11 protein-coding genes are annotated in these 20,810 nt (G+C 41.5%); 2 read left to right on the top strand and 9 right to left on the bottom strand.

All coding sequences use genetic code 11. The features are described 5' to 3' along the window. Positions 1-94: 94 nt before the first annotated feature. The 9 genes from QZ407_RS06690 to QZ407_RS06650 all read right to left on the bottom strand — a co-directional run bounded on the left by QZ407_RS06690 (position 95) and on the right by QZ407_RS06650 (position 19,723). Positions 95-2,194 (bottom strand): hypothetical protein, encoded by a 2,100-nt coding sequence (locus tag QZ407_RS06690; protein ID WP_295768984.1) that lies wholly within the window; start codon positions 2,192-2,194, stop codon positions 95-97. Positions 2,195-2,296: 102 nt separating this feature from the next. Further along, positions 2,297-4,756, bottom strand: a complete 2,460-nt coding sequence (locus QZ407_RS06685; RefSeq protein WP_295768982.1) for a glutaminase family protein — start codon at positions 4,754-4,756, stop codon at positions 2,297-2,299. A gap of 52 nt (positions 4,757-4,808) precedes the next feature. After that, positions 4,809-6,986: a hypothetical protein gene (locus QZ407_RS06680; protein ID WP_295768980.1), complete on the bottom strand. Its 2,178-nt coding sequence runs from the start codon at positions 6,984-6,986 to the stop codon at positions 4,809-4,811. A 3-nt stretch (positions 6,987-6,989) separates the two neighbouring features. Then, a complete protein-coding gene (locus tag QZ407_RS06675) occupies positions 6,990-8,159 on the bottom strand; it encodes a glycoside hydrolase family 76 protein (protein ID WP_295768978.1) in 1,170 nt (389 codons plus the stop codon). Positions 8,160-8,222: 63 nt separating this feature from the next. Then, the gene (locus QZ407_RS06670) at positions 8,223-10,040 is read right to left on the bottom strand and encodes a RagB/SusD family nutrient uptake outer membrane protein (protein WP_295768975.1); all 1,818 of its coding nucleotides are present in this window, start codon (positions 10,038-10,040) and stop codon (positions 8,223-8,225) included. Between the two features lie 14 nt (positions 10,041-10,054). Continuing rightward, positions 10,055-13,231, bottom strand: a complete 3,177-nt coding sequence (locus QZ407_RS06665) for a TonB-dependent receptor (protein WP_295768974.1) — start codon at positions 13,229-13,231, stop codon at positions 10,055-10,057. A 77-nt stretch (positions 13,232-13,308) separates the two neighbouring features. Then, a complete protein-coding gene (locus QZ407_RS06660) occupies positions 13,309-15,582 on the bottom strand; it encodes a GH92 family glycosyl hydrolase (RefSeq protein WP_295768971.1) in 2,274 nt (757 codons plus the stop codon). A gap of 308 nt (positions 15,583-15,890) precedes the next feature. Continuing rightward, positions 15,891-18,458: a BTAD domain-containing putative transcriptional regulator gene (locus tag QZ407_RS06655; protein WP_295768969.1), complete on the bottom strand. Its 2,568-nt coding sequence runs from the start codon at positions 18,456-18,458 to the stop codon at positions 15,891-15,893. A gap of 161 nt (positions 18,459-18,619) precedes the next feature. Further along, a complete protein-coding gene (locus QZ407_RS06650; protein ID WP_295768967.1) occupies positions 18,620-19,723 on the bottom strand; it encodes a spore photoproduct lyase family protein in 1,104 nt (367 codons plus the stop codon). Positions 19,724-20,169: 446 nt separating this feature from the next. On the opposite strand from QZ407_RS06650, the gene QZ407_RS06645 reads away from it, so the two are divergent. After that, positions 20,170-20,451 (top strand): hypothetical protein, encoded by a 282-nt coding sequence (locus tag QZ407_RS06645; RefSeq protein ID WP_295768964.1) that lies wholly within the window; start codon positions 20,170-20,172, stop codon positions 20,449-20,451. A gap of 112 nt (positions 20,452-20,563) precedes the next feature. Then, entirely contained in the window at positions 20,564-20,749 is a 186-nt protein-coding gene (locus QZ407_RS06640; protein WP_295768961.1) for a hypothetical protein, read from the top strand. Positions 20,750-20,810 lie beyond the last annotated feature (61 nt).

Raw genomic sequence — 20,810 nt, 5'->3', positions numbered from 1 at the left:
ACAACTTAATTTCAAATCAGCCGTTGGAAAATAAAAATGCCCTATATTATTTAATACAGGGCACAAACATAAAGCTTCTTAGTTAGTAGCTGGCCTAATTAAGCCAGACGTTTTGTGTAAATGCACCATTCACTGCCGCGTCCCAAACCTCAAGCCTCACCCATTTTCTTCCTTTCAAATCAACGGGTATGCTGAATTGCTTCGAACCGAAGGCTGTGGTATTTTGTAAATCAACGCGCTTGCGGTAAACTTTTTGCCCATCTCCTGATATAATTTCTGCAAAACTTAACGGGAACGTCCAGCTAACCGAAAAATCAACTGAAGTATTAGCTTTACCACCACTTTTTGCCGGAGAAGAACCGTTCACTTTAAACGCAGGAATAAGCACTTCGCCAGTAGTTGAAAAAAAATCACCCTTTTGAATTACATCTACCACAGGTTTCCAGCCATTGCTAAATTTAGGTAAGGCATCCATTTTAAGATAATTTACGTTCACGTGCGCATACATCTCGTTATCATGAGTTATGGTAAATATATCCGATTCGGCAATAGCCTTTTTCTTAAGGCCCCAGTTGCTCATATCATCCATCAAGTCAAAAATGCGCTTGCCCATACGCTCGGTTGATAAGTCGGCTGGGATGTTTTTCCATGCAGCACCGTTAAAGCGGTCGGATTTGAAAAACTTTTCTTCCTTGTACAAATCGGGGTACCCGGTTGATCCTTTGGTACGGGCATGCGCCGTCCAGGCTAAGCCACCTTCCAACTCAAGCAATTTCAGCATATCGTCTTTACTGCCTACATGATAAACCTTTCCATGGCGGCTGTCATTGGTAACGAAGGGCGTTTCGCCTTTACGCGACATGATCCAGTACACCGGCTTAGGAAAAATCCCCATCCAGTGGCCGCCAAAAAACTCATTGGGCTCTTCGCCCGGCAGGAGCAGGAACTTGTTATTTGATTCCTTTTCACATTCTTTAAATAAGGCATCCAATTCTTTCAAACGATCTTCATCGGGTCCTTTTGGATGACCTGTTCCATGGAATTCGCCTAAGTGGACAATATCAACACCCAGCTTTTTAAAAACCTGTACATACTCGGGCTCCTTCTCAATCGGTTTATTTTTTAGCGTTACATTAGTGGTATACTCGTTATGGAAATGGCTGGCCATGGTTTTGTAGCCTGGCAGTGGCACAAACTTATCATTGTGCGTAAACTGCTTTACTGCGTTCAACGTAGGCCGCCCTGCAGATAAGGTAGCAATGCAAAAGAAATTAAAACGTTGATGTGTGCCAGGCGGCGCATTAAACCACGGCACAAAACGGCGGTCGCCGTATAAATCCTGCCGTATGCCTATACCGTAACCGGGTATCATTTTACGGTAATTGCTTCCGTACCAGGTAAACTTCAAATTAAAAGCTTCATCAAGCGGGTAAAAGTATTGATGCGGTGCCGGAAATACGGCGAGTGAACCTGCTGTTGTCTCTCCTATGATGGTACGATACTTAACGGCAACATTCTGGCTAGTATCGGCATTATCATACGCCGTACCAGTAAATTCATCATTGGTTTTTGCCCAGCTAATTTTTGACCATTGCGGGTCACTACCAACCATGCCGGCGTCATAAACAACGGCTGTTGAGTCGATAGGCGTACTCATTACAGCTGCCACATTAAACAGCGGACTACCGTTATAAAATGTAATCTCAACATTCCCGCTAAACGGACCAGCTTTGGCTCCACCTATGCTTACTATGGTACGGGAGCCTTCTGACTTTATAACAGCGCCCAATTTATCTAACGTAACTTTATATGCCTTAAAGGGCTTGAGCGGTACGCGATCAAAAAATATGTTCCAGCCGTTTTGTGAAATAAGGTCGCGCTTACCAACGGTTAATATAAATTCAGGATTAAGGTTGGATACTATTTGTTTAAAAGGGCCATTATTTGATGCCTGAATGCTACTGAATAAAGCGGCATTCTTTTCCAAGCTAAATACTACCCTTCCATTTGTGCCTTTTCCGGTTGGCCATGTTATATCAACCTTTTTGGCCGATGAATTAACCTTGACCTGTTTTGATGTGCTCAAGTTTTTGATTCTGGCCGTGGTTTGTGCTGATGTTGGTTTAATGCCAAATACAGCAAGGCACAGGAAGACTTTAAAACACGGTGTTACAAATGTTTTTAAATGGGTCATAGCATTTCACTTGGTTATTTAAAGCAACCGCAATGCTTGCCTAAAACTATTTTGGGCAAACATTGCGGGGCTATAAGAATTAATTATTAGAGCTTGTTGCTGCTATTTAGCGCTGGCTAACTTGTTTTTGAGTATAGGCATAAAGTACCCGCCTACAACGCTACGCGCTTGAAAACCAACCATTTTACCATCAGTGGTTTCATGCCAATCATTAAGTGGCACTCTTGAAGGTGTGTTGGTAGCAAATTTATAAATAGGACTAATCAGCGCTTGAAAATCCTTGTTGGTATTGGTCATGGTAGCAGTCCATATAATCCAATCGGATTTTGTATAGGTTTTACGACTGTCTAACGGTAAGCCAAATTTATTTTGTTTGGTTAAGTAGTACTTAATCTCTGTATCGTAAACCTTTTGCGGGAATAATCCAAGATTTAAAACCTTATCCCAAACCAGGTTATACTTTTGGCTCCAGGTACCTTTATTATCAAACGTAAGAGTGTAGTGATCACCATCGTCAGCCAGTTTCATCCACCGCGGAACCATCTCTTTAGCGATTTGATTGTACTTTGCAGCAACATCTTTGTAACCTAAAGCATTGGCTAATTTAGCATAGCAACCTATTCCTACAATTGCCTTAACAGATAAGTTGGCATTGCGGGCCAGGTGACCGGCAAAATCATCGGTACACAATTGGTTGGCGGGGTCGAATCCTTCTTTAACCAGGTAATTAACCCAGGTGCTTAAGGTTTTCCAGTGCTTTTTAGCATAGGCAGGGTTTCCCTCTGCAGCCGCTATGGCAGCGGTAAGTATAATCATATTGCCCGATTCTTCAACAGGCATGCCCTCACCATAAGTTTGTCCGTTAGCAAGTGGGTAAGTACCCAAATCATGGGCAGCATAATCATGGCCGTACTTGCCGCTCTCGCTAAAGTAAAATATACCATTCAGCATACCCTCCATCAATTTAGGATTGTACAAAAGGTAAAGCGGTGCCGACGGGTAAGTTACATCAACAGTATTTACAAATCCACCACTGAAGTTTTCTTTCGAAAACCATAAAATCTCACCCTTAGGACTTTGTAAAAGCTGATGAGCAGCTATACTTTGCCTGTAAGCCAAAACGCACAGTCCGGCGTACTCTTTACCACCGGTTTTCAAGGCATCACCGTATAAACGCTGGTTGAAAGCTGTACATTTCTGCAAAACGGTAGCATATTCACTGGTAGCCTTGTTCATTTGGTTTTCAATGGTTTCATTCCCTTGCTTGTTCCACCACGGCCTAAGCCTTGTACCAAAGTATTCCATTGACCAAATTTCATCATAGGCCAATTCAATAAACTTTGAAACAGGTTTTGAACCTACTTTTCCTAATGGTACAATAGTGTTTAAGGCCAAAGAACTGCCGTTGCTTACAGTAGTGGTTAATTTACCTTGCCTGAAGCTGTTTACAGCATCTTCACCAGCTGTGATATATTGCGTAGCACCGGTTGATTTGGGTACAGCCACATATGCATAGCCCCAGTCAATGCGCACATCGTCGCCTGCTTTTTTCAATACCGGCTGCTCGGTAGTGCCAACTTTTAAAACATTTAAGGTTGACGTGTTATACTTACTGGCTTTTACCGGCTGCTTAGGCAAGTTCACCGCTAAGTCAGTCGATGCGCTAAAAAAGATTTTTACAGAATGTGTTTTGCCATCGTTTGATTTAGCTTGGTAAGTAATGTAAGATACCGGCCTTGACAACAAGCTCAAATCGGTTAGTAACAATGGCGACGTGAATACCACATCTAAATTCACTTTACCCGCCTTGAAATTATACGTGGTTTGAGTTGCTTTAACCGTGACATTGGTTTGTTCGGCGGTCTTCAATTCATCGCTTATTATTGGTTTCAGCTTATCGGAAAAGCCAACATCAGCACGTGCGCCGCCACCTGTATTTACTACGTGATAGGCTATGATGTTTTCACCCACCTTTAGTTTGCTCTTAGCCAGCGGGATCATTTCATAACCCTTGCTTACACCTACTTTGGTGTAAATGCGCTCGCCATTCAAGTTTACTTCAATATCATCATCAAAAGACGCTTTTAAAAACAACTCGTTGATATCGTCGACACGGCTTATGTTAAAAACACGCCTGATCCATATATCGCGAGATTGCCATTGAATTTTATTTTCTTTTCCGTCGCCAATGGGTGATTTTCCCTCTTTCCAATCAGCCGCAGCAAACTCAGGCTTAAACCAATCATCTGCCGGTTTCTTTTCCGTATATCTAACGGAGTATTCAGTTTCATCACTGGTGGCTAGTACAGTTTTATAGCGTACCGGTTCTTGGCCCAAAAACCGGTAATTGGTACCGTCGACATTAACAATACCAATTAATGATTGATTTGCTCCGGTCCAGTGATGGGTAACCGATTCGTTCAGCTTATCGGTGTTTGACCATACGCTGAAGTAGGTGTTGTGTGTAATTAAAGGATAAGCAGGCGCCTTATTAATTTGCGCCATTACGCTTGCCTTGCCTAATAAAAGTGAAATTAAAACTACTGCTTTGTATTTTATCATAAGTACTAATGAAAACGTTTAAAAGTATATAATTGCGAACCGGAAACTTAAACTACCAGTTAAGTTCCACGTTAACTCCCTGGCTAAAGTTATCAAAGCTAAGCAATAATGTATGCGAGGCAGCATCCCAATCACTGCGGTTTATTTTCAAGGCACCATCTGCATTAGCAACTTTTATAGCTAAAGGCTTATTTGGCAACAAAATTCGCATTGAATTGATAGTTTTATCAGGGCTTTTGGCAATAAATTTATAATATTTTTTTCCTCGCTGTTCATCAGTTACTCGTGCAGCTGATGCAAGAACCTGAGTTTGCTGTTTGCCTGGTATACGTTTTAAATCATATAAATAGGCCTGAGTGTTAGGCTTTATGATCTTTTTATAAACAACCGGCAGTTGCGGATCAAACAGATCTATAAAGTGTCCATTCAACTCCAGAGGTTTACTATCGGCAGACTCATCGAGCACGGCAGCTATGGTATAAGGGCCACGCTCTAAAACGAAGTTGTTTTTGAACAGGAGCTTGCCCGCCTTTGCACTTGTTTCGTATGCTTGTTTAACAGTTGCCATAAAGGTTTGATGACCGTTGCCAGTCATAATAATATCTTTAGGGTCTTCTCTGGTTATGTAAACAGTGCCTTTTCCAACCTTAAACATACCATCTTTTTTCACTTCGCTGTTAATGCCTAAAAGTTTAAATAAATGTTCAGACGGGGCATTGTATTTATTCTCGCCCGTGTTCCACCACTCTTTTACCTGCTGAAAAGGATCATTGTCCTGGCCGTAGTATAGCAACACTCCTCCGGCCTTAATCCAGTCAGCAAGAAGTTTATGCTCACTGGCAGATGAAGGTTTCATATTGGCGTAGCTCATAACTAAAACTTTGGTGTCTTTAAGTGCATTGCCGGCCAGGTTTTCCATATGCACGGTTGATACCGGCACGCCATGTTTTAACAAGGGAACCGCCATACCGTAAAAGTTTGACAGCTGGGGGTCCTCATATCCTTTGTGAGTTGGGTACCGCTGAAACATCATTGAATTGCTAAGCAGCACGCTTATGCCATGGCTGCCGTTCAGTTTGTTGTCAGACTGAGGCATGCTGTTAAGTGAGTTTATCATCACTTGCATTTGCGTAGCATAGGCTGGTGCAATAGGCTGTTTATCGGCCATGCCTTCCACCTTAAATTTACCCTTGTAAATGCGGTTAGGCCATGGCATTACCTCGTAACGATTTACCGTAGGATATAAAAGCTGGGCGGTAAATGTTGCCTGATAATTCAATTTGTAATCATCCCATGAGCGTTGCCAGTCTTCAATAGGGTCGGTAAGGAAATATATGCGCCTGCCGGTTGGCGCAGTCATTGATACCATTGAGCCGTATTCCAAAAAAGCGTTTTCAAACACACGCTCTTTCTTAATACCATTATAATATAGCGGCTCGCGCGATGTACCGGTCCATACCTGCGCTATGTAACCGTCCATACCATCAAGGTTAGCCAGGCTGGCCTCAGGACTAACAATTTGCCACGCCGAATAATTTAGTAGAGAATGCGTTGGAACATAGCATTTAACGCTACGCCCAACACTCTTACTGTATGATTTTACGTAAGTAAAAATCTCTTTAAGTGCATCAAAATACAGCTGATATTTAAGCTTTGAAGACAAGTATGTAGCTTCGGGCGATTCATGCTGCGCCATCCACGGGAAGCCGTAATGTTTTTGCCAGGCCTGTTTAAATGTTTCACTGTAACCTGCGCGTGCCCAAAACTCAGGCTCCTCCAGGTAAATGGCCGTAACACCAGCATCAATAGCACGTTTAACGTGCGTTTTCATGTAGCTTAAAAAGTTTGCAGTAGGCACTATATATGGCACGTTTTCGCCGTGCCATATGGTTTGGCCATTCTGCATCATCTGGCCTTCGTCAAGATGCTTTTTGCCGTCCCACTCACCTAAAAAATAATCCTTGTACTGCCCCCAGGCAATACCGGTCATAAACTGCACTTCGTAGCCTTTGTCACGATACCCTTTCACCCGCTTTTCAAACTCTCCCCCGTCATCATTAATGCCATATACCATGGCAACATCAGCCCTAATGTCAAAATCGGGACTGAATGGTGCAGATGCCTGAAATGAAGTTTTTTGAAGCGATTGCGCTGAGGCATGCTTAAGAGGATACATTGCCGCCGGCATAGCAGCAAGCACTAACCACCGAAATATTATGTTTTTATTCACAGGCTATTTTGAACTTACTGGAGTAAATAATTGCATAAACGCTACAGCGCTACTTGATTCGTACGACTGTACTACACCTTTTGGGCATGGCACTTTATAATTACGGTGCATAATATTGCGAGCCAGGTCGCGGTTGTTCCATGCGTAATTGGCGTTCATAACGGCCCATTTATCATAATTGCCTTCCGGATAAACCTTTGCAAGTTGCGCCAGGTATTGTGCAAATATGGCTTTAAGTACTCCCTGCTCATTGTAATCACCCTCGGCAGGTAATATTCCCTGACTGTCGCTCATACGCTGCTGTGTGTAGCGGGCAGCTAAATTGGCATCATCAAGATACTTTTGCTCTTTGGTTACCTCATAAAGCATAACTGCTGCGCCAATGCAAGTGCCCTGGTTGTAAGTATAATCTTCATAACCGGGATTGTTATTGCCTATCTTATGGTCGGCTACTCTCCCGTTGCTGATGTCAAATAAATTTTCTCTGGACCAGTTGTAGATAGATTTTGCCTTATTCAAATACTGTTCGTCTTTAGTAATTTGATATAGCCTCATTGCGGCTATAGCAGTAGGATAATTTATACAAGCATTTTTGCCGCTGTGTTTAAAATCCCAAAACATACCGCCTTTAATTGGATCATATGAGCCGTTCCATACCCGTTCAAAACCGGCTTTGGCCTTGGTTAAGTAAGTTTCGTTTTTGGTGATGTTGTACGCCCGGGCGAGTGAAATTACCCACCACATCATATCATCATATATAAACCATGTGGTGGTGTTATCCCAGTTGTAACCATCATACCTTTTAAAGCCACCGTCGTACATATCTGTTACCAGATTGTAGTAGGTCTGGTCTTTAGTACGCTCATAAATGTGCATAGCCATATCCCAGTAAATTGCCTGCGTCCAAATGGCACCAATATCTTTGCGCTCGGTTGTACTGTAATAAAGTTTATCATTTGCGCTGTAGTAGGCAGTATTAAAAGCATTAAATGCAGTGGTAGCATCAGCAGTGCTGTAGTATTCGCCTTTGGTTTCAGGAACGGGCTTAGGATTGTCAACATTATCCCCCCCCTTACTACACGATGCTGCGTGTATTGACGCAAATACGATAAATAGTTGTAAAAGCCTTACCTTATTTGAAAGTGATATTTGAGGTAAATTAAATTTGGTCATATATGTAGCGTTATAAATTTCCGGACGAAGTAATTAGCTTCATCCGGAAATTCAGTTTTAAGATTACCAGCCCGGGTTTTGGACCATTAAATTATCTGCGTTAACATCTTTAGCAGGGATTGGGAACAAATAGTGGCGTTTTGTAAACACCCGGTTTTCAAAAGGAATTACGGTTAAAAACTCAGGCAAATTTTTGGTGATGCTAAGTCCGTAAGTTGGGCCGTTATCGGTTGTTTCGGCTATCTTCCAGCGGCGGGTATCAAAAAACCTTACGTTTTCAAAAGCCAACTCAGAGCGGCGTTCTTTGCGTATAGCATCGCGCATAGCTTCCTGTGAAGTTGGCACCGGTAAGGCATCCGTGCCTGTACCGTATTGAGGTATGCCTGCACGTTCGCGAATGCGGTTAAGGTAAGTCAGAATTTCAGGATCGCCTGGAGTTGACTCGTTCAATGCTTCTGCATAATCAAGGAATAAGTTACCTACCCGGTATAGTATTACGGGACGGTTACTTTCTCGCCAGTTACCAAGTCCCATTGCTTTGCGCACAATATAACCGGTCACACTGTAATCGTTTCCGCCGGTTGCTTTACCTGAGTTACCATTGTTATTAAGCTCGGTAATAATATTTCCGTAAGTGGTATTTAGCCATACGCTGTTATGGTAAGTAATATTGACATAAAAGCGGGGTTCACGGTTAACCCATTGGTTATAAGTATTAGTGGCTATAGGACTCCCCGGAGCTTTGTAATCAGTAAACCCTGTGTTACGGTAACCGGATGCAGGATCGTTAATACTACGACCATTTGCCGTAAAAAAGGCATCCACCTGGTTTTGAGTAGCTGCTAAACCGCCCGAACCCCTTGTTTCAGAGTTTTTACCGTTATGGTATGGAGTCAGCTCATATTGACGGCCTTCAATTGATGCCTCAATACGCGACATGATAATTTCGTTATTGAAACGATCTATGAAGATATCGCGACATGAAAGGTAGGGATCAAACGCGCCCGAGGAATTGTTTTTACGGTATAAGCTATACGTTCCCGGAACAAATTCAGTAATGTAAGCTTTGTATGCATCTGATGCTCTTTTCCATTTACTGGCATCAAAGGTTTGGCTTATCAGTTGCTTTCCGTCTTTGTTACGCAGGCTTGCCAAATCGGTGTTACCGTTATACAACGGGCTTGCAGCCAGCAAATACGCCTGCAATTTGTAGCATAGCGCCATGCCCTTAGTTATACGCCCATAATTATTATCATTTACAGGGTTAACAGGCAAATTGGCTGCGGCTGCGTCAAGTTCGGCAGCAATGTAATTAACGCATTCATCAAACGTGTTGCGAGGCAACCTCACACTTTCTGATGGTGCATCGGGCTCAATCACGTTTTCACCCAGTAATATTACCGGACCATATAACCTGATAAGGTAAAAGTAAAACATGGCCCTTAAAGCACGAGCCTCGTTTTTATATTGTACAATAAGCTGTGGCGTAATATCCTGCGTTACCCTGTCTACATTGGCAATAAAAAAGCTTGCCGATCTGATGCCCCTGTAAAAGTTATTCCAGTAATCGTTCACAAAGCCGCTGTTTGCATCCCAGTTACCAATGTTTATGTTGTTAGTTTGAGCAAATCCCCAAACGTATTCGGCCTCATCAGAACCGCCGGTCCATAAACCGGCGTTTTTACTTACATCCGGGTTACGCTGGCCAAATTCATCGGGTATATTGCGATAAATTCCTGCTAAAAATCTTTCGGCAGTAGCACGGTTAGCGAAAGTTTCATCAAGTGTAAGCCGGTCATCGGGTACCTGATCCAAATATTTAGAACAGGAAGTATTTAGCGTAAGGCCTGCAACCAATACTAAAATCAAATATTTTTTCATCTCTGTAAATTCAATTAAAATCTCACGTTTAAACCTAAAGACAGTGTTCCGGTGATAGGATATTTGGCTCCGTTTGCTCTGCCGTCAATATTAGTGTTAAGTTCAGGGTCCCAAAGTTTCCATTTGCTGAACGTTAGCAAATTCACTCCAATAAGGTATATGGATGCATTGCGAACATGGATTTTTGACGTTAAGCTTTGAGGTAGATTATAGCTCAGCTGAGCTGTTTTAAGCCTCAGGAAACTCATATCCTTTACCCACCATGAGCTTTCGAGCGTGTTGTTGAAGTTTTGATCTTCACCGTAAGCTAAACGAGGGTAAAACACACTTTGACTTGGGTTTTGTGGTGTCCAGCGGTCAGTAGCGTTTTCATAAGCGTTACTTAAACCACCGCCACCGTTAAATGGAAATATACCTGAGCCACCCAACATTACATCGGCGTTACTTGTACCCTGGAATAGTGTGCTTAAACCAAAACCTTTATACGACACGTTGAAACCAAACCCGTAAACAGTATTAGGAATATCACCCCTGCCAATACGGGTTTTATCATAATCGTTTATTAAACCGTCGTTATTTAAATCGGCATATTTAATGTCGCCCGGTTTGATGTTGGCCTTCGAGCCAGGAGTGGCACTAGCATCAATTTCGGCCTGTGTATCAAACAACTTTTCGGCAACGTAACCAAAACGTGATAAGACGTTAGTGCCTACCCTATTCATCCATGGATATGGTTGCGGTGGGCGATCATCATTTAGCAGCTTATCTTTATTATAAGTAAATGTGCCACGCAAGCCAACGTCAACCTTACCAACGTTAAAATTGTATTCTAAGGTTGCATCGATACCCCTGTTATCTACCACACCAAGATTTCCGTATGGTTGGTTTACTAAGCCAACATAGCCAGGTATTGATTGCCGTTGTAAGAACACTCCTGTACGGCGCTCTTTAAATAAGTCTACAATAAGATAAAGGTTGTCATTCAGGGTTCTGATCTCCATACCCAAATCCTGCTTACGTGACTCAGACCAGCGAATGTCAACTCCGTAATCTGAAACGTCAATAGACCTGTAACGGGCAAAGTTTTTTCCTAATTGGTAGCCTGAATTACCGTCACCTTCATTTACCAGAGTTAAGTAAGCAAAGCGGCGGCCGTTAATACGGCCTATACCCGTTTTGCCATCAGAGTACCTAAACTTTAAAAAAGATATGGCTCCTTTTATAGGTTCCCAAAACTTTTCGTTTGAAGGTATCCAGCCTAAACCAAATGCCGGGAAAGAACCGTAGCGCTTAGAGGGTGCAAATAGTTCAGAACCATTATAACCAAAGTTTAGTTCCGCAAAATACCGGTCATCATATGAGTAAGTTGCACGAGTAGCTAAACCAACTTGTCTTTCGGGTATTGAAGATGTAAAATCGCCCGCAAACGGATTGTTAAAATCCTGAGTGTAGCCTAATACAAGCCCACCTATACGGTGTTTGCCAAATGCACGATCATAATTAACTGCAGCTTCGCTGTATAATCTTCTATTTCCGCCGCGTGCGGGATCAAAGCTTAGATAGTTACCACCGCTTGTGAAAGTTTGTATGAGGTTTAAAGTGCCATCGGGTTTGTAAGGAGAATTGGTACCGGTAACATTTTGAATAAAGTAGGTACTTTCCCTTTTGGACCTGGTTATAAAGTTTTCGTTATAATTATCGAAAGCCACCATAGCTGTAGCACTTAGCCCCTTAGTAACCATATTTAAATCCTGAGTAAGCCTCAAATTTGTATAAAGCTGGTTAGTAAATTCAGTGCGGTAGCCGCGCCTCGTTAAATCGGCATAGGGATTCCTGAATCCGCCGTTTGATGAACGGCCTGGTATGAAGCCGCCCGGGTAAAGTTTTGGATACTCTACGCCCGATACATCAAGCGCTGAACGGAATATATTTTGTGTGCTTTCGCCAGGATAGTTACCGGTTGCTGCATAGCCCTGAATACCCAAAGCCAATTTTGTGGTATTAGTAAGCTTTATATTAAGGTTACTGGTGAAGTTGTACCTTTTATAATCAAGAGATGAATTGTAAGCTGCCAAATCATCCGTTTTAAGAAACCCGGTTTCATTGTAATAAGCTAATGAGATATAATACTGAGCATTATCAACACCACCACTTGCATTAAGGTTTACCCTGCGGTTACGGCTGTACTTGTTAAAAAGCTCATCCATCCAATTTACATTGGGGTAAAGCAACGGATCGACACCCGATGCAGTGTTATCAATGTATTCCTGGCTGTACTTTGGAGTGCCTCCACGACCGGTAAGTGCTTCGTTGGCTAAATTCATATATTGTAAGCCATCCAAAACTCTTGGTCGTTTAGTGAAAGAGCTAACCCCTTCGTTGTAATCCAAAAAAATGTTTGGCTTTCCAACCTTACCAGTTTTGGTTTTAACAATTACTACACCGTTTGCTCCGCGAACACCATACACGGCAGTTCCTGATGCATCCTTTAACACTGTGAATGATTCAATATCCTCCGGATCGATGTTGTTAATTGACCGCTCAACGCCATCTACCAATATCAACGGCGAACTTGAATTACCGCCGAAAGTGGCAATACCCCTTATCCAAATATCAGCTGCGCTACGGCCGGGTTCGCCACTGCGTTGCACGCCTACCACACCTGCAATACGCCCAGCCAAAGATTGCGTTACGCTTGATACCGGTAATTTCAAATCTTTAGGGGTCACGGTTGATTGTGCACCTATAAGTGAAACCTTACGCTGGGTACCAAAGCCAACCACAGCAACCTCTTCCAATTTGTTATTGTTGGGTTCGAGCTGTATGGATAAATTAGTTTGCGTGCCTACCGTTACCTCTTTGGTAGTATAACCAATGTAGGTAATTACTAATACTGCCGCTTCGTTAGGTACGGTGATGCTGAAGCTACCATTTACATCGGTGGAGGTAACGCTAAGAGCGCCTTTGAGCTTAACGCTTACACCCGGAATTGGTACGCCTTTTTCGTCCTTGATGATACCACGCACAACAATGTCTGCCTGCAGTTCATTACCCACGTTAAGCGCGCCATAAGGCGTTGCCATCACTTCTGCAGCATGTACCATGCAAAATCCCGTTGTGAGGAATACAGAAAGCACACCTACTTTAAGCCTTTGCCGCTTAACTATAAGCTTCGTAAATTTTTTGTTCATAAGTTTGGTTTTGTAAAATAATTGGTTAGTTATAATTGTATTTCGTATTTGGGATAACTGACATGATCAGTTTTAGCCTACTGCTGATTGGTTAGTGAGTATGGCGCAGCATTTTTTGCTGTACCGCGTTTATATTCGGGCTTGGCCGACATGCTGAAATCTATTATTGCCCCCTTCATAAGCTCATTATGCTTAAGCCAGTTGAAATCGTAGGGCTTTCCGTTTAAAAGCGCTTTTCCGATATAGGCGTTTTGAGCGTTATTATTTGCAGCGTTAATAACAAGCTGCTTACCATTTTGCAGCTTAACCGTGACCTTGCTGAACAAAGGTGTTCCTATCACATATTCTGATGCTGCGGGACAAACCGGGTAAAAACCCATTGCCGAAAACACATACCACGCAGATGTCTGGCCATTGTCTTCGTCGCCGCAATAACCATCAGGCGTAGGTTTGTAAAGTTTATTCATTGCTTCGCGCACCCAATACTGCGTTTTCCAGGGTTGGCCTGCATAGTTGTATAAATACAACATGTGTTGTATAGGCTGATTACCGTGAGCATATTGCCCCATGCCGGCAACCTGCATTTCGCGTATTTCGTGTATTACACCGCCATAGTAGCTATCATCAAACACTGGGGGTTGAGTAAAGACAGAGTCAAGCTTGTTGACAAAGTTTTTGTTACCACCCATAAGGTTTATCAATCCCTGCACATCATGAAAAACGCTCCAGCTGTAATGCCAGCTGTTTCCCTCGGTAAAGGCATCCCCCCATTTAAGCGGATTAAATGGCGATTGGAAACTTCCATCCTTGTTTTTACCGCGCATAAGGCCAGACGCCGGATCATAAAGATTTTTGTAATTCAAGGAGCGCTTTTTATACACCTCAATTTCAGCCTGTGGTTTATTCAATGATTTGCCCAACTGATATATTGCAAAGTCGTCATAAGCGTACTCCAGGGTGCGTGCAGCGTTTTCTTTAATGCCTACATTATATGGTACATAGCCTAAAGAATTATAGTATGACACTCCACGCCTGCCGGTAGCCCTCGGACCTTCGTTATTAGCGCCATGCGTAAGCGCCTGATAAAGCGTTTCAACGTCATACCCGCGTAAGCCTTTAAGGTAGGCTTCGGCTACAACCGATGCGGAATTATTGCCTATCATAATATCAGCATAACCAGGGCTTGACCATTCAGGTAGCCAGCCGCCTTCTTTATAGGCGTTAAGCAAACCCTCCTGCATTTCTTTGTTAATTGAAGGATAAACCAGGTTTAAGAATGGATATAATGCCCTGAAGGTGTCCCAAAAGCCGGTTCCTCCAAATAAGTAGCCTTTGTGCGTATTGCCTGTATAAGGGCTCCAATGCACTATTTCATTTTTAGCATTTACTTCATATAGCTTATTTGGAAAGAACAGCATACGGTAAAGGCATGAATAAAATGTTTGACGCTGGGCAGTAGTTCCACCTTCAACTTTGATACTGCCAAGTGTGCTTTCCCAAACGTTTTTGGCAATTTGCTTTAGCTCATCAAAGCCGGAGTTGCCTTGTTCGCGTTTTAAATTGAGTTCGGCCTGCTCAATACTAATGAAAGATGACGCAACGCGTAAATGCACTTTCTCGCCAGCTTTTGTCTTGAACCCGATAGCAGCTAACGCATGTTCTGCCTGTACATTTAGCGATTGAGCACCTACCCCATTCTTATAAGCACGAGTGAAAGAAAACGGCTTATCACAATATATAACAAAGTAGTTTTTAAAGTTTTTCAGTGGTCCGTTTGCATGTTTAGTTGAATAGCCGGTAACTTTGTTTTCACCCGGAATTACCTGTATAGACGAGCCTTCATCAAGGGCATCAATAATCAAAAGTGAACTATCGCTTTTAGGAAATGTAAATTGGAACTGTGCCGAACGTTCTGTAGGTGTAAGCTCGGCAGTTACGTCATGATCGGCAAGGTAAACGCTGTAATAATAAGGCTTGGCAATTTCGGTTTTATGTGAAAACCAGCTTGCCCTGTCTTTTTGATCAACCTTTAATTTGCCTGTAACCGGCATAATAGAAAATTGCCCGTAATCTCTCATCCAGGGCGATGGCTGATGGGTTTGCTTGAAGCCGTTTATCTTATCTGCATCATACGTGTATTGCCATCCGTTACCCATGTCACCTGTTTGAGGCGTCCAGATATTCATACCCCATGGTAAGGCAATTGCCGGGTAAGTGTTTCCATTAGATAATCCCGGCTTTGACATTGTGCCCATTAAAGGATTTACATCATCCGTTAATGATGATGGTTTAACCTGTGCGCCGGCCTGAAAAAAAAACAATAATGAAATAGTAGTAAAGTATATCCTCATATTAAAGGTGTAAGCTTTGTAATAAATCGGGTTCAAATTTTAGTGCGTTGCGAAGCATAAAACACTCTGCAAGATTTTACACTTGATAGCATTAATGCCGTATTGATTGCTAAACGCTTTTAGCTAATCAAAACTTAAACGACTTGAAATTGAACTTTTGGTTGTACTAATTGGTTATCGCATTGCTTTGCGATTGTGATAACAATTGTAGCGCAACAAGCTTAATAGAGGGGTTAAAATTAGGGTTAACGCTTAAAAAAATGTTATTAACCGCTTAAAGAGCATGTTTTGACGCGGTTAATGAAAATCTATTTTGAGGCAGTTTCAAAGTCATGCTGGTAATCTTCACCGAACGCATCATAATAGTTAGCGCGAAACGATTTGTAAAATTGCCTTGCATATTCAGTACCTTTTGTAGCTTTAAGAGCTTTTAATCGCGAGCTGAATGCGCTATCGTTAAAAGGATCGATGCTTAAAATAAGCTTTGCAATTTCATTAGCTTCTTTCCACTTTTTGAGTTCTGCCAACTCATTAAGTTGTAATTGCAATGCATTTACGGCTTTTTCGTCGAACGACTGTTTGTAATCATCAAGCCAATGCTCTGACATGCCCTCCAAAATGGGTCCACGAAGTAATAGCTGATTAAGTTGATGCTGTTTACCTGTGTCTGTAGCAGATGAATTATCGAGTAAGTCAGATGCAAGGTAATAGTCGCAGAAAAAGGATTGATTTGTGGTAAACAAATAGGAATCATTTACAAATTGGAGATCAATTCCCTCTATTCCGCTTAATATATTACGAAGATGATTAAAAGTAACCCCGCGCAGGTTTTTCGCTTTGATGGCATCTTTATCGGGCCATAAAATACCTGTAAGTTTCCTTGAGGTAATACCTTTTGAATCTTTGCTATTCAACAAAATAAGTAAAAAAAGCTGTTTGATTTTAGGACTGAACAGATGTGTAATATCCCGACCTGAACTATCTGCAACCGAAAATTCACCTAACAGGTATACAGCGTTTTTAACCGTTTCTTCCTGATCTTGCTTTACTGAAATGACTGATTCATCTTGCTGTTCATCGCCTAATACAGTTTCTGAATTTAATTCATTATTAACTGGAGCCGGTTGAGAAGATTTACCACGCTTAAAATATAGCAACGCACCGCCCAAAGCCACTATAAGGCAACCAATACCTGCACTTATCCATAATATGGATGCTGAACTAGGTTTTTCAAAGCGTTTTAAATATGCTTCCTGGCTTATTGGAGGTGCATCTAAGGCTAGAACGCGAAAGCTGGAATGCTGCGGATCAGTAAACTCCTGTATGCTACAGTAAAATTGCTGACTATCACTGTTATAAAACAGGTTTATATCAGTTTCAATTTTTTCGGAAGTGACAGGTATTGAGCTTCCCACTTCTTCAAAACTGCCATCTTCAATGGTAAACTTATATAATTTCAGATGTGTTTTAGCTACCTCATGAGGATAGCACAAAACGTAAAATGATTTTTTATCAGGCGATAATAATAAGTTGTTAGCGGGTACAAACTTTTTCCCGTCAAGCTTAATACTCCAGCACTTTTTAACCCAATGTTTTTTTGTATTGACGCGGTAAAGGTCATAATATTCTTTACCCCCAACTACTTGGCTACCTGATTGATTTCCAAAACCTCCAAATACATAAACCTCATCCTGGTTTTCTGCCGGCCCAGACGCTGAAAAGAAGCGCGGATGAATATCATCGCCGTTAAATTTAACTGTCACCCAATCATTTGCCGACTGGTCAAACTTATAAAACGAGTTATGGTATTTGAATGAGCCATAGCCACCAAACATAAAAAGCGTGTCTTGAGCGGCATTAAAAAATACATTGTGGTGGTGCCGTTGCGTAGGTAGCTGGCCTTTGCCTGAGCCTTTCCAGGTTAAATTTTGAAGATTTAATGCGGCAATACTAAATCCATTGTCTCGTATATCGTATGGCTCATAAACATATAAAAGCTGTTGCTTCTCACTATAGATACTTTTACCGAGTATCATTGCAACCGGATTCTTATTTGCATAGCGCTGCCCATCTAATTTATTTGAAGAGGGCGAATATGTGTAAAGTGAGTCGCGACCGTAAATTAAAAGCTGTTGGGGTTGTTTACGGTAATTTATGCCGGCAACTTCACCAAACTTCTTACTAAATAAGGGCTTCCAGAAATAGGAGTCGTTGATTAACCAAATCGGGTTATCAACGTTTCCTATAGTCTTTCCGTTGGCATTTGATACGCTGTTACCCGACCACTCATGCAGCGGAAAATGTTCTGTATCGTCATCATAAACTACGTTAACGTTCCGAATGGCCATATCAGGCACTTCGGTGTATGACGCGTTTTTGCCGAAAGTTATGTTGCCGGTTGCTGAGTTATTAAAAGGTAAACCTGAAGCTTTGAACTTTTGTCCGCCAATGTTCAGCTCAACAGTATTGTGTGCAACATCAAGGTCAATAGCTATTTTGACCCATTTTCTCCCTAGCTTATTTAAATCAAACGGCGCTTTAATCTTATTGCTAACACGATCAATATTTAAGTTGAGTGATGAGGTGTCGTGCGTGTTCAGGTGGCTAAGGCTTATGGAGTTTTCGCTATTCCCAAACTGGAATATATAGCCTAGGTGGTTTTGATCCCACAGCATTAATTCAAAATCAACGTGCAGGTGTGATCTGATATTTATTTCGTTTTTTCCAAATACCTGGTAAGACGTGCGCTTTGAAATAGACGCATTATTAGAGTTAAACAACAACCCCTGAGCGCTTACAAGGCTGCACGAAAACAACGTAATTAAAAAGTATGTATATGTTACTGATCTCCAGTATTTGCCGCAGCCCGCAATCATTATTATGTTTATAAATGGAAACAGCAATCCATGCGTATGCAGCAAAAAATCGCCTTATGGCAAATATATACACTCTTGCATATATTCAGGAAGTTTGATTACGCTATTAGATATTGTAGATCTTAAGCTGCAACTTTCCCATAGATTGATGCTGTCTCTACTTAAGTCCAATACAATATTTTGGCTTTTGGAAAGCGGATAGCAATTTCTGTTTCAAAAAAACTACGTAACTCTCTCATCAAGTCTTTTACAAATACATATTTCTGACCCCCAAATTTATTTCTTTTAATACTGCGGTTTGTTTCGCTAAAATCTAAGGTTGTGTTAGGATACCAGCCAAGCAATATATCTCTTGAACCGGGTGTAAATCGGTGTGTAATAAGTTCAAAAGTCAGGTCTGTTTCAAAGTTCAGATTTGATGACACTTCATCCAATAGCGCAGTGTAATGTAATTGCCAATCGGGTATTGGCATTATTGGTGCCAGCACAATGCCAATTGGATAGCCGCCTCCACCCTGCTGCTTAGGCAACGCCATTTTACGCAGTGCTTTAATTCTTGCTGTTACAGTAGGTGTTCCACCTTCAAGGCGTTTAGCTACGGCATCGGCGTTCAGGCTGCACCTGAACCTCGTATGCCCATTATGTTCTAAATTCAATAATGGCTCAACATTATCAAATTTGGTAACAAAACGAAGATGAGTGTTGGGTTGCGTAGCAAAAAAGCTAATTGACTCTGCTAAACCGCCTGTCAAGTGTTCTAAACTTAAAGGATCAGTATAACAACTGGCCTCATATGACACCAATTCATTTAAACGCTGGTAGCGGATTGTGCTTTCCAGAATTTGTGGCAAGTTTGCAAACACGCGTATTGCTGGCGGCCCTGAAAGGCTGCCTGCAAGGTAGCAGTACTGACAATGAGCAGGACAACCCTCTGCAAGATGAAACTGCCAGTCAGCAGAGGGCGGAATGGGACGAAGATTGAAAGCGCTCGGAGGTGCTTTTACAACAGCCAGCGTGTTTTTAGCGATACGATAAGTCTCCTTTTCGTCTTTGCCACGCAGGCCGGTTATTCGGTTATTCTTGGCTATTTCTATCGGTAAGTTTAATGCAGAAACTTTTTCATAAATCTTTTGACCGTAGAGTTCATTCATCGCATCAGCAGTAAACACAACTCGCTTAGGCATCCAAAGCTTAAATCGTTTGTCGTCATCTGATACCAATTTTGCACTTGTGTCAATATCCTCAAGAATTTCTGTTAAACTCATACATCTTTCTAAACAAGACGTATGCCGTAGTTTATATTTTTTAGATTTTAGCTGAATTACGCGCTACATTATTTAGCTAAGGTTACTTATTTAATGATGATAAACTTTCATCAGTCAATCTAATCAACGATTTATAGTAGTGATGCTGAACTTTATACCAATCACTTTTAGTGACACGTAACCATTGAATCAAATAACATTTTTATAAGCTGGATCATGACTTTGCCAACACCAGCAGTTTATAATGCAGCAACTATTCAGAGTAAATAAACTTCCAAGAGACTGTTCACACACTAAACTTAAGCAAACCGCGTTAAATAGGTTAATTCCTGTAAAGGCTTTTACCTATATCAACTTATATGGTTAACAGTAGAGCAAAGCAATTAAAAATAATTCTGCTTAGTGCGGGATATTTATTTGTTGTGCTCAGCCATATAGCGCTTATTATGCCTAGTTATATTGTTGCACCCAAAGCAGCTGTATTTAAGGCAAAGCATCTTTCCAATAGTTATGAGGTTAAAGGCAAACGTACCATTACGGTAAAAAAGATATATAAATCAACACCTTACAGGCAGTCATTCAAAAAATATTTTAAGGCATTAGTCGGCATACCTGTATCGGCTTTCAAGGCTCGTTTTTTCACACATGCATTGCCTTCAAACGTTGGCAACCACTTATTGAAATTTACTCAATTAATCAAGCAGCCTTTCTTCCATCTCCGTTTATGATTGCTGTTTTTATTTCGCTAAGGCTGACTATACAAACAGCAATTCTCTCAATTAAATAAACCGCTTACCGGCTGCTAAACACAGCATTTATGGTTAGCATAAACTTATTATTATGCACTTTATAGATAAAATGGTTGAAGGACTTGAACTAAAATATATTGGCAAATGTTTTGCGGGCTTTAATGAAGAAGATCCGTACGTTACATTTTTAGGTTACGATACTCCAGGTTGGTCTTACATTTGGGTGAAATATAAAGGCCGCCATATATATACCTCTATAGCTGATGTTTCATTATAGCATTTGTTATTAAATTACACCAAAAAGCCGCTAAGCATTAATGCTTAGCGGCTTTTTGGTA

The organism is uncultured Mucilaginibacter sp. (assembly GCF_913773635.1).
Lineage (GTDB): Bacteria > Bacteroidota > Bacteroidia > Sphingobacteriales > Sphingobacteriaceae > Mucilaginibacter.
Note: the sequence above shows the minus strand (reverse complement) of the source record. Positions and strands in the feature narration are given on the sequence as shown.

Coding starts and splice junctions, on each gene's coding strand:
- QZ407_RS06645 (WP_295768964.1), top strand. CDS start 20,170: ATGCCTAGTTATATTGTTGCACCCAAAGCAGCTGTATTTAAGGCAAAG.
- QZ407_RS06655 (WP_295768969.1), bottom strand. CDS start 18,458: ATGATTGCGGGCTGCGGCAAATACTGGAGATCAGTAACATATACATAC.
- QZ407_RS06670 (WP_295768975.1), bottom strand. CDS start 10,040: ATGAAAAAATATTTGATTTTAGTATTGGTTGCAGGCCTTACGCTAAAT.
- QZ407_RS06665 (WP_295768974.1), bottom strand. CDS start 13,231: ATGAACAAAAAATTTACGAAGCTTATAGTTAAGCGGCAAAGGCTTAAA.
- QZ407_RS06675 (WP_295768978.1), bottom strand. CDS start 8,159: ATGACCAAATTTAATTTACCTCAAATATCACTTTCAAATAAGGTAAGG.
- QZ407_RS06650 (WP_295768967.1), bottom strand. CDS start 19,723: ATGAGTTTAACAGAAATTCTTGAGGATATTGACACAAGTGCAAAATTG.
- QZ407_RS06640 (WP_295768961.1), top strand. CDS start 20,564: ATGCACTTTATAGATAAAATGGTTGAAGGACTTGAACTAAAATATATT.
- QZ407_RS06685 (WP_295768982.1), bottom strand. CDS start 4,756: ATGATAAAATACAAAGCAGTAGTTTTAATTTCACTTTTATTAGGCAAG.
- QZ407_RS06690 (WP_295768984.1), bottom strand. CDS start 2,194: ATGACCCATTTAAAAACATTTGTAACACCGTGTTTTAAAGTCTTCCTG.
- QZ407_RS06660 (WP_295768971.1), bottom strand. CDS start 15,582: ATGAGGATATACTTTACTACTATTTCATTATTGTTTTTTTTTCAGGCC.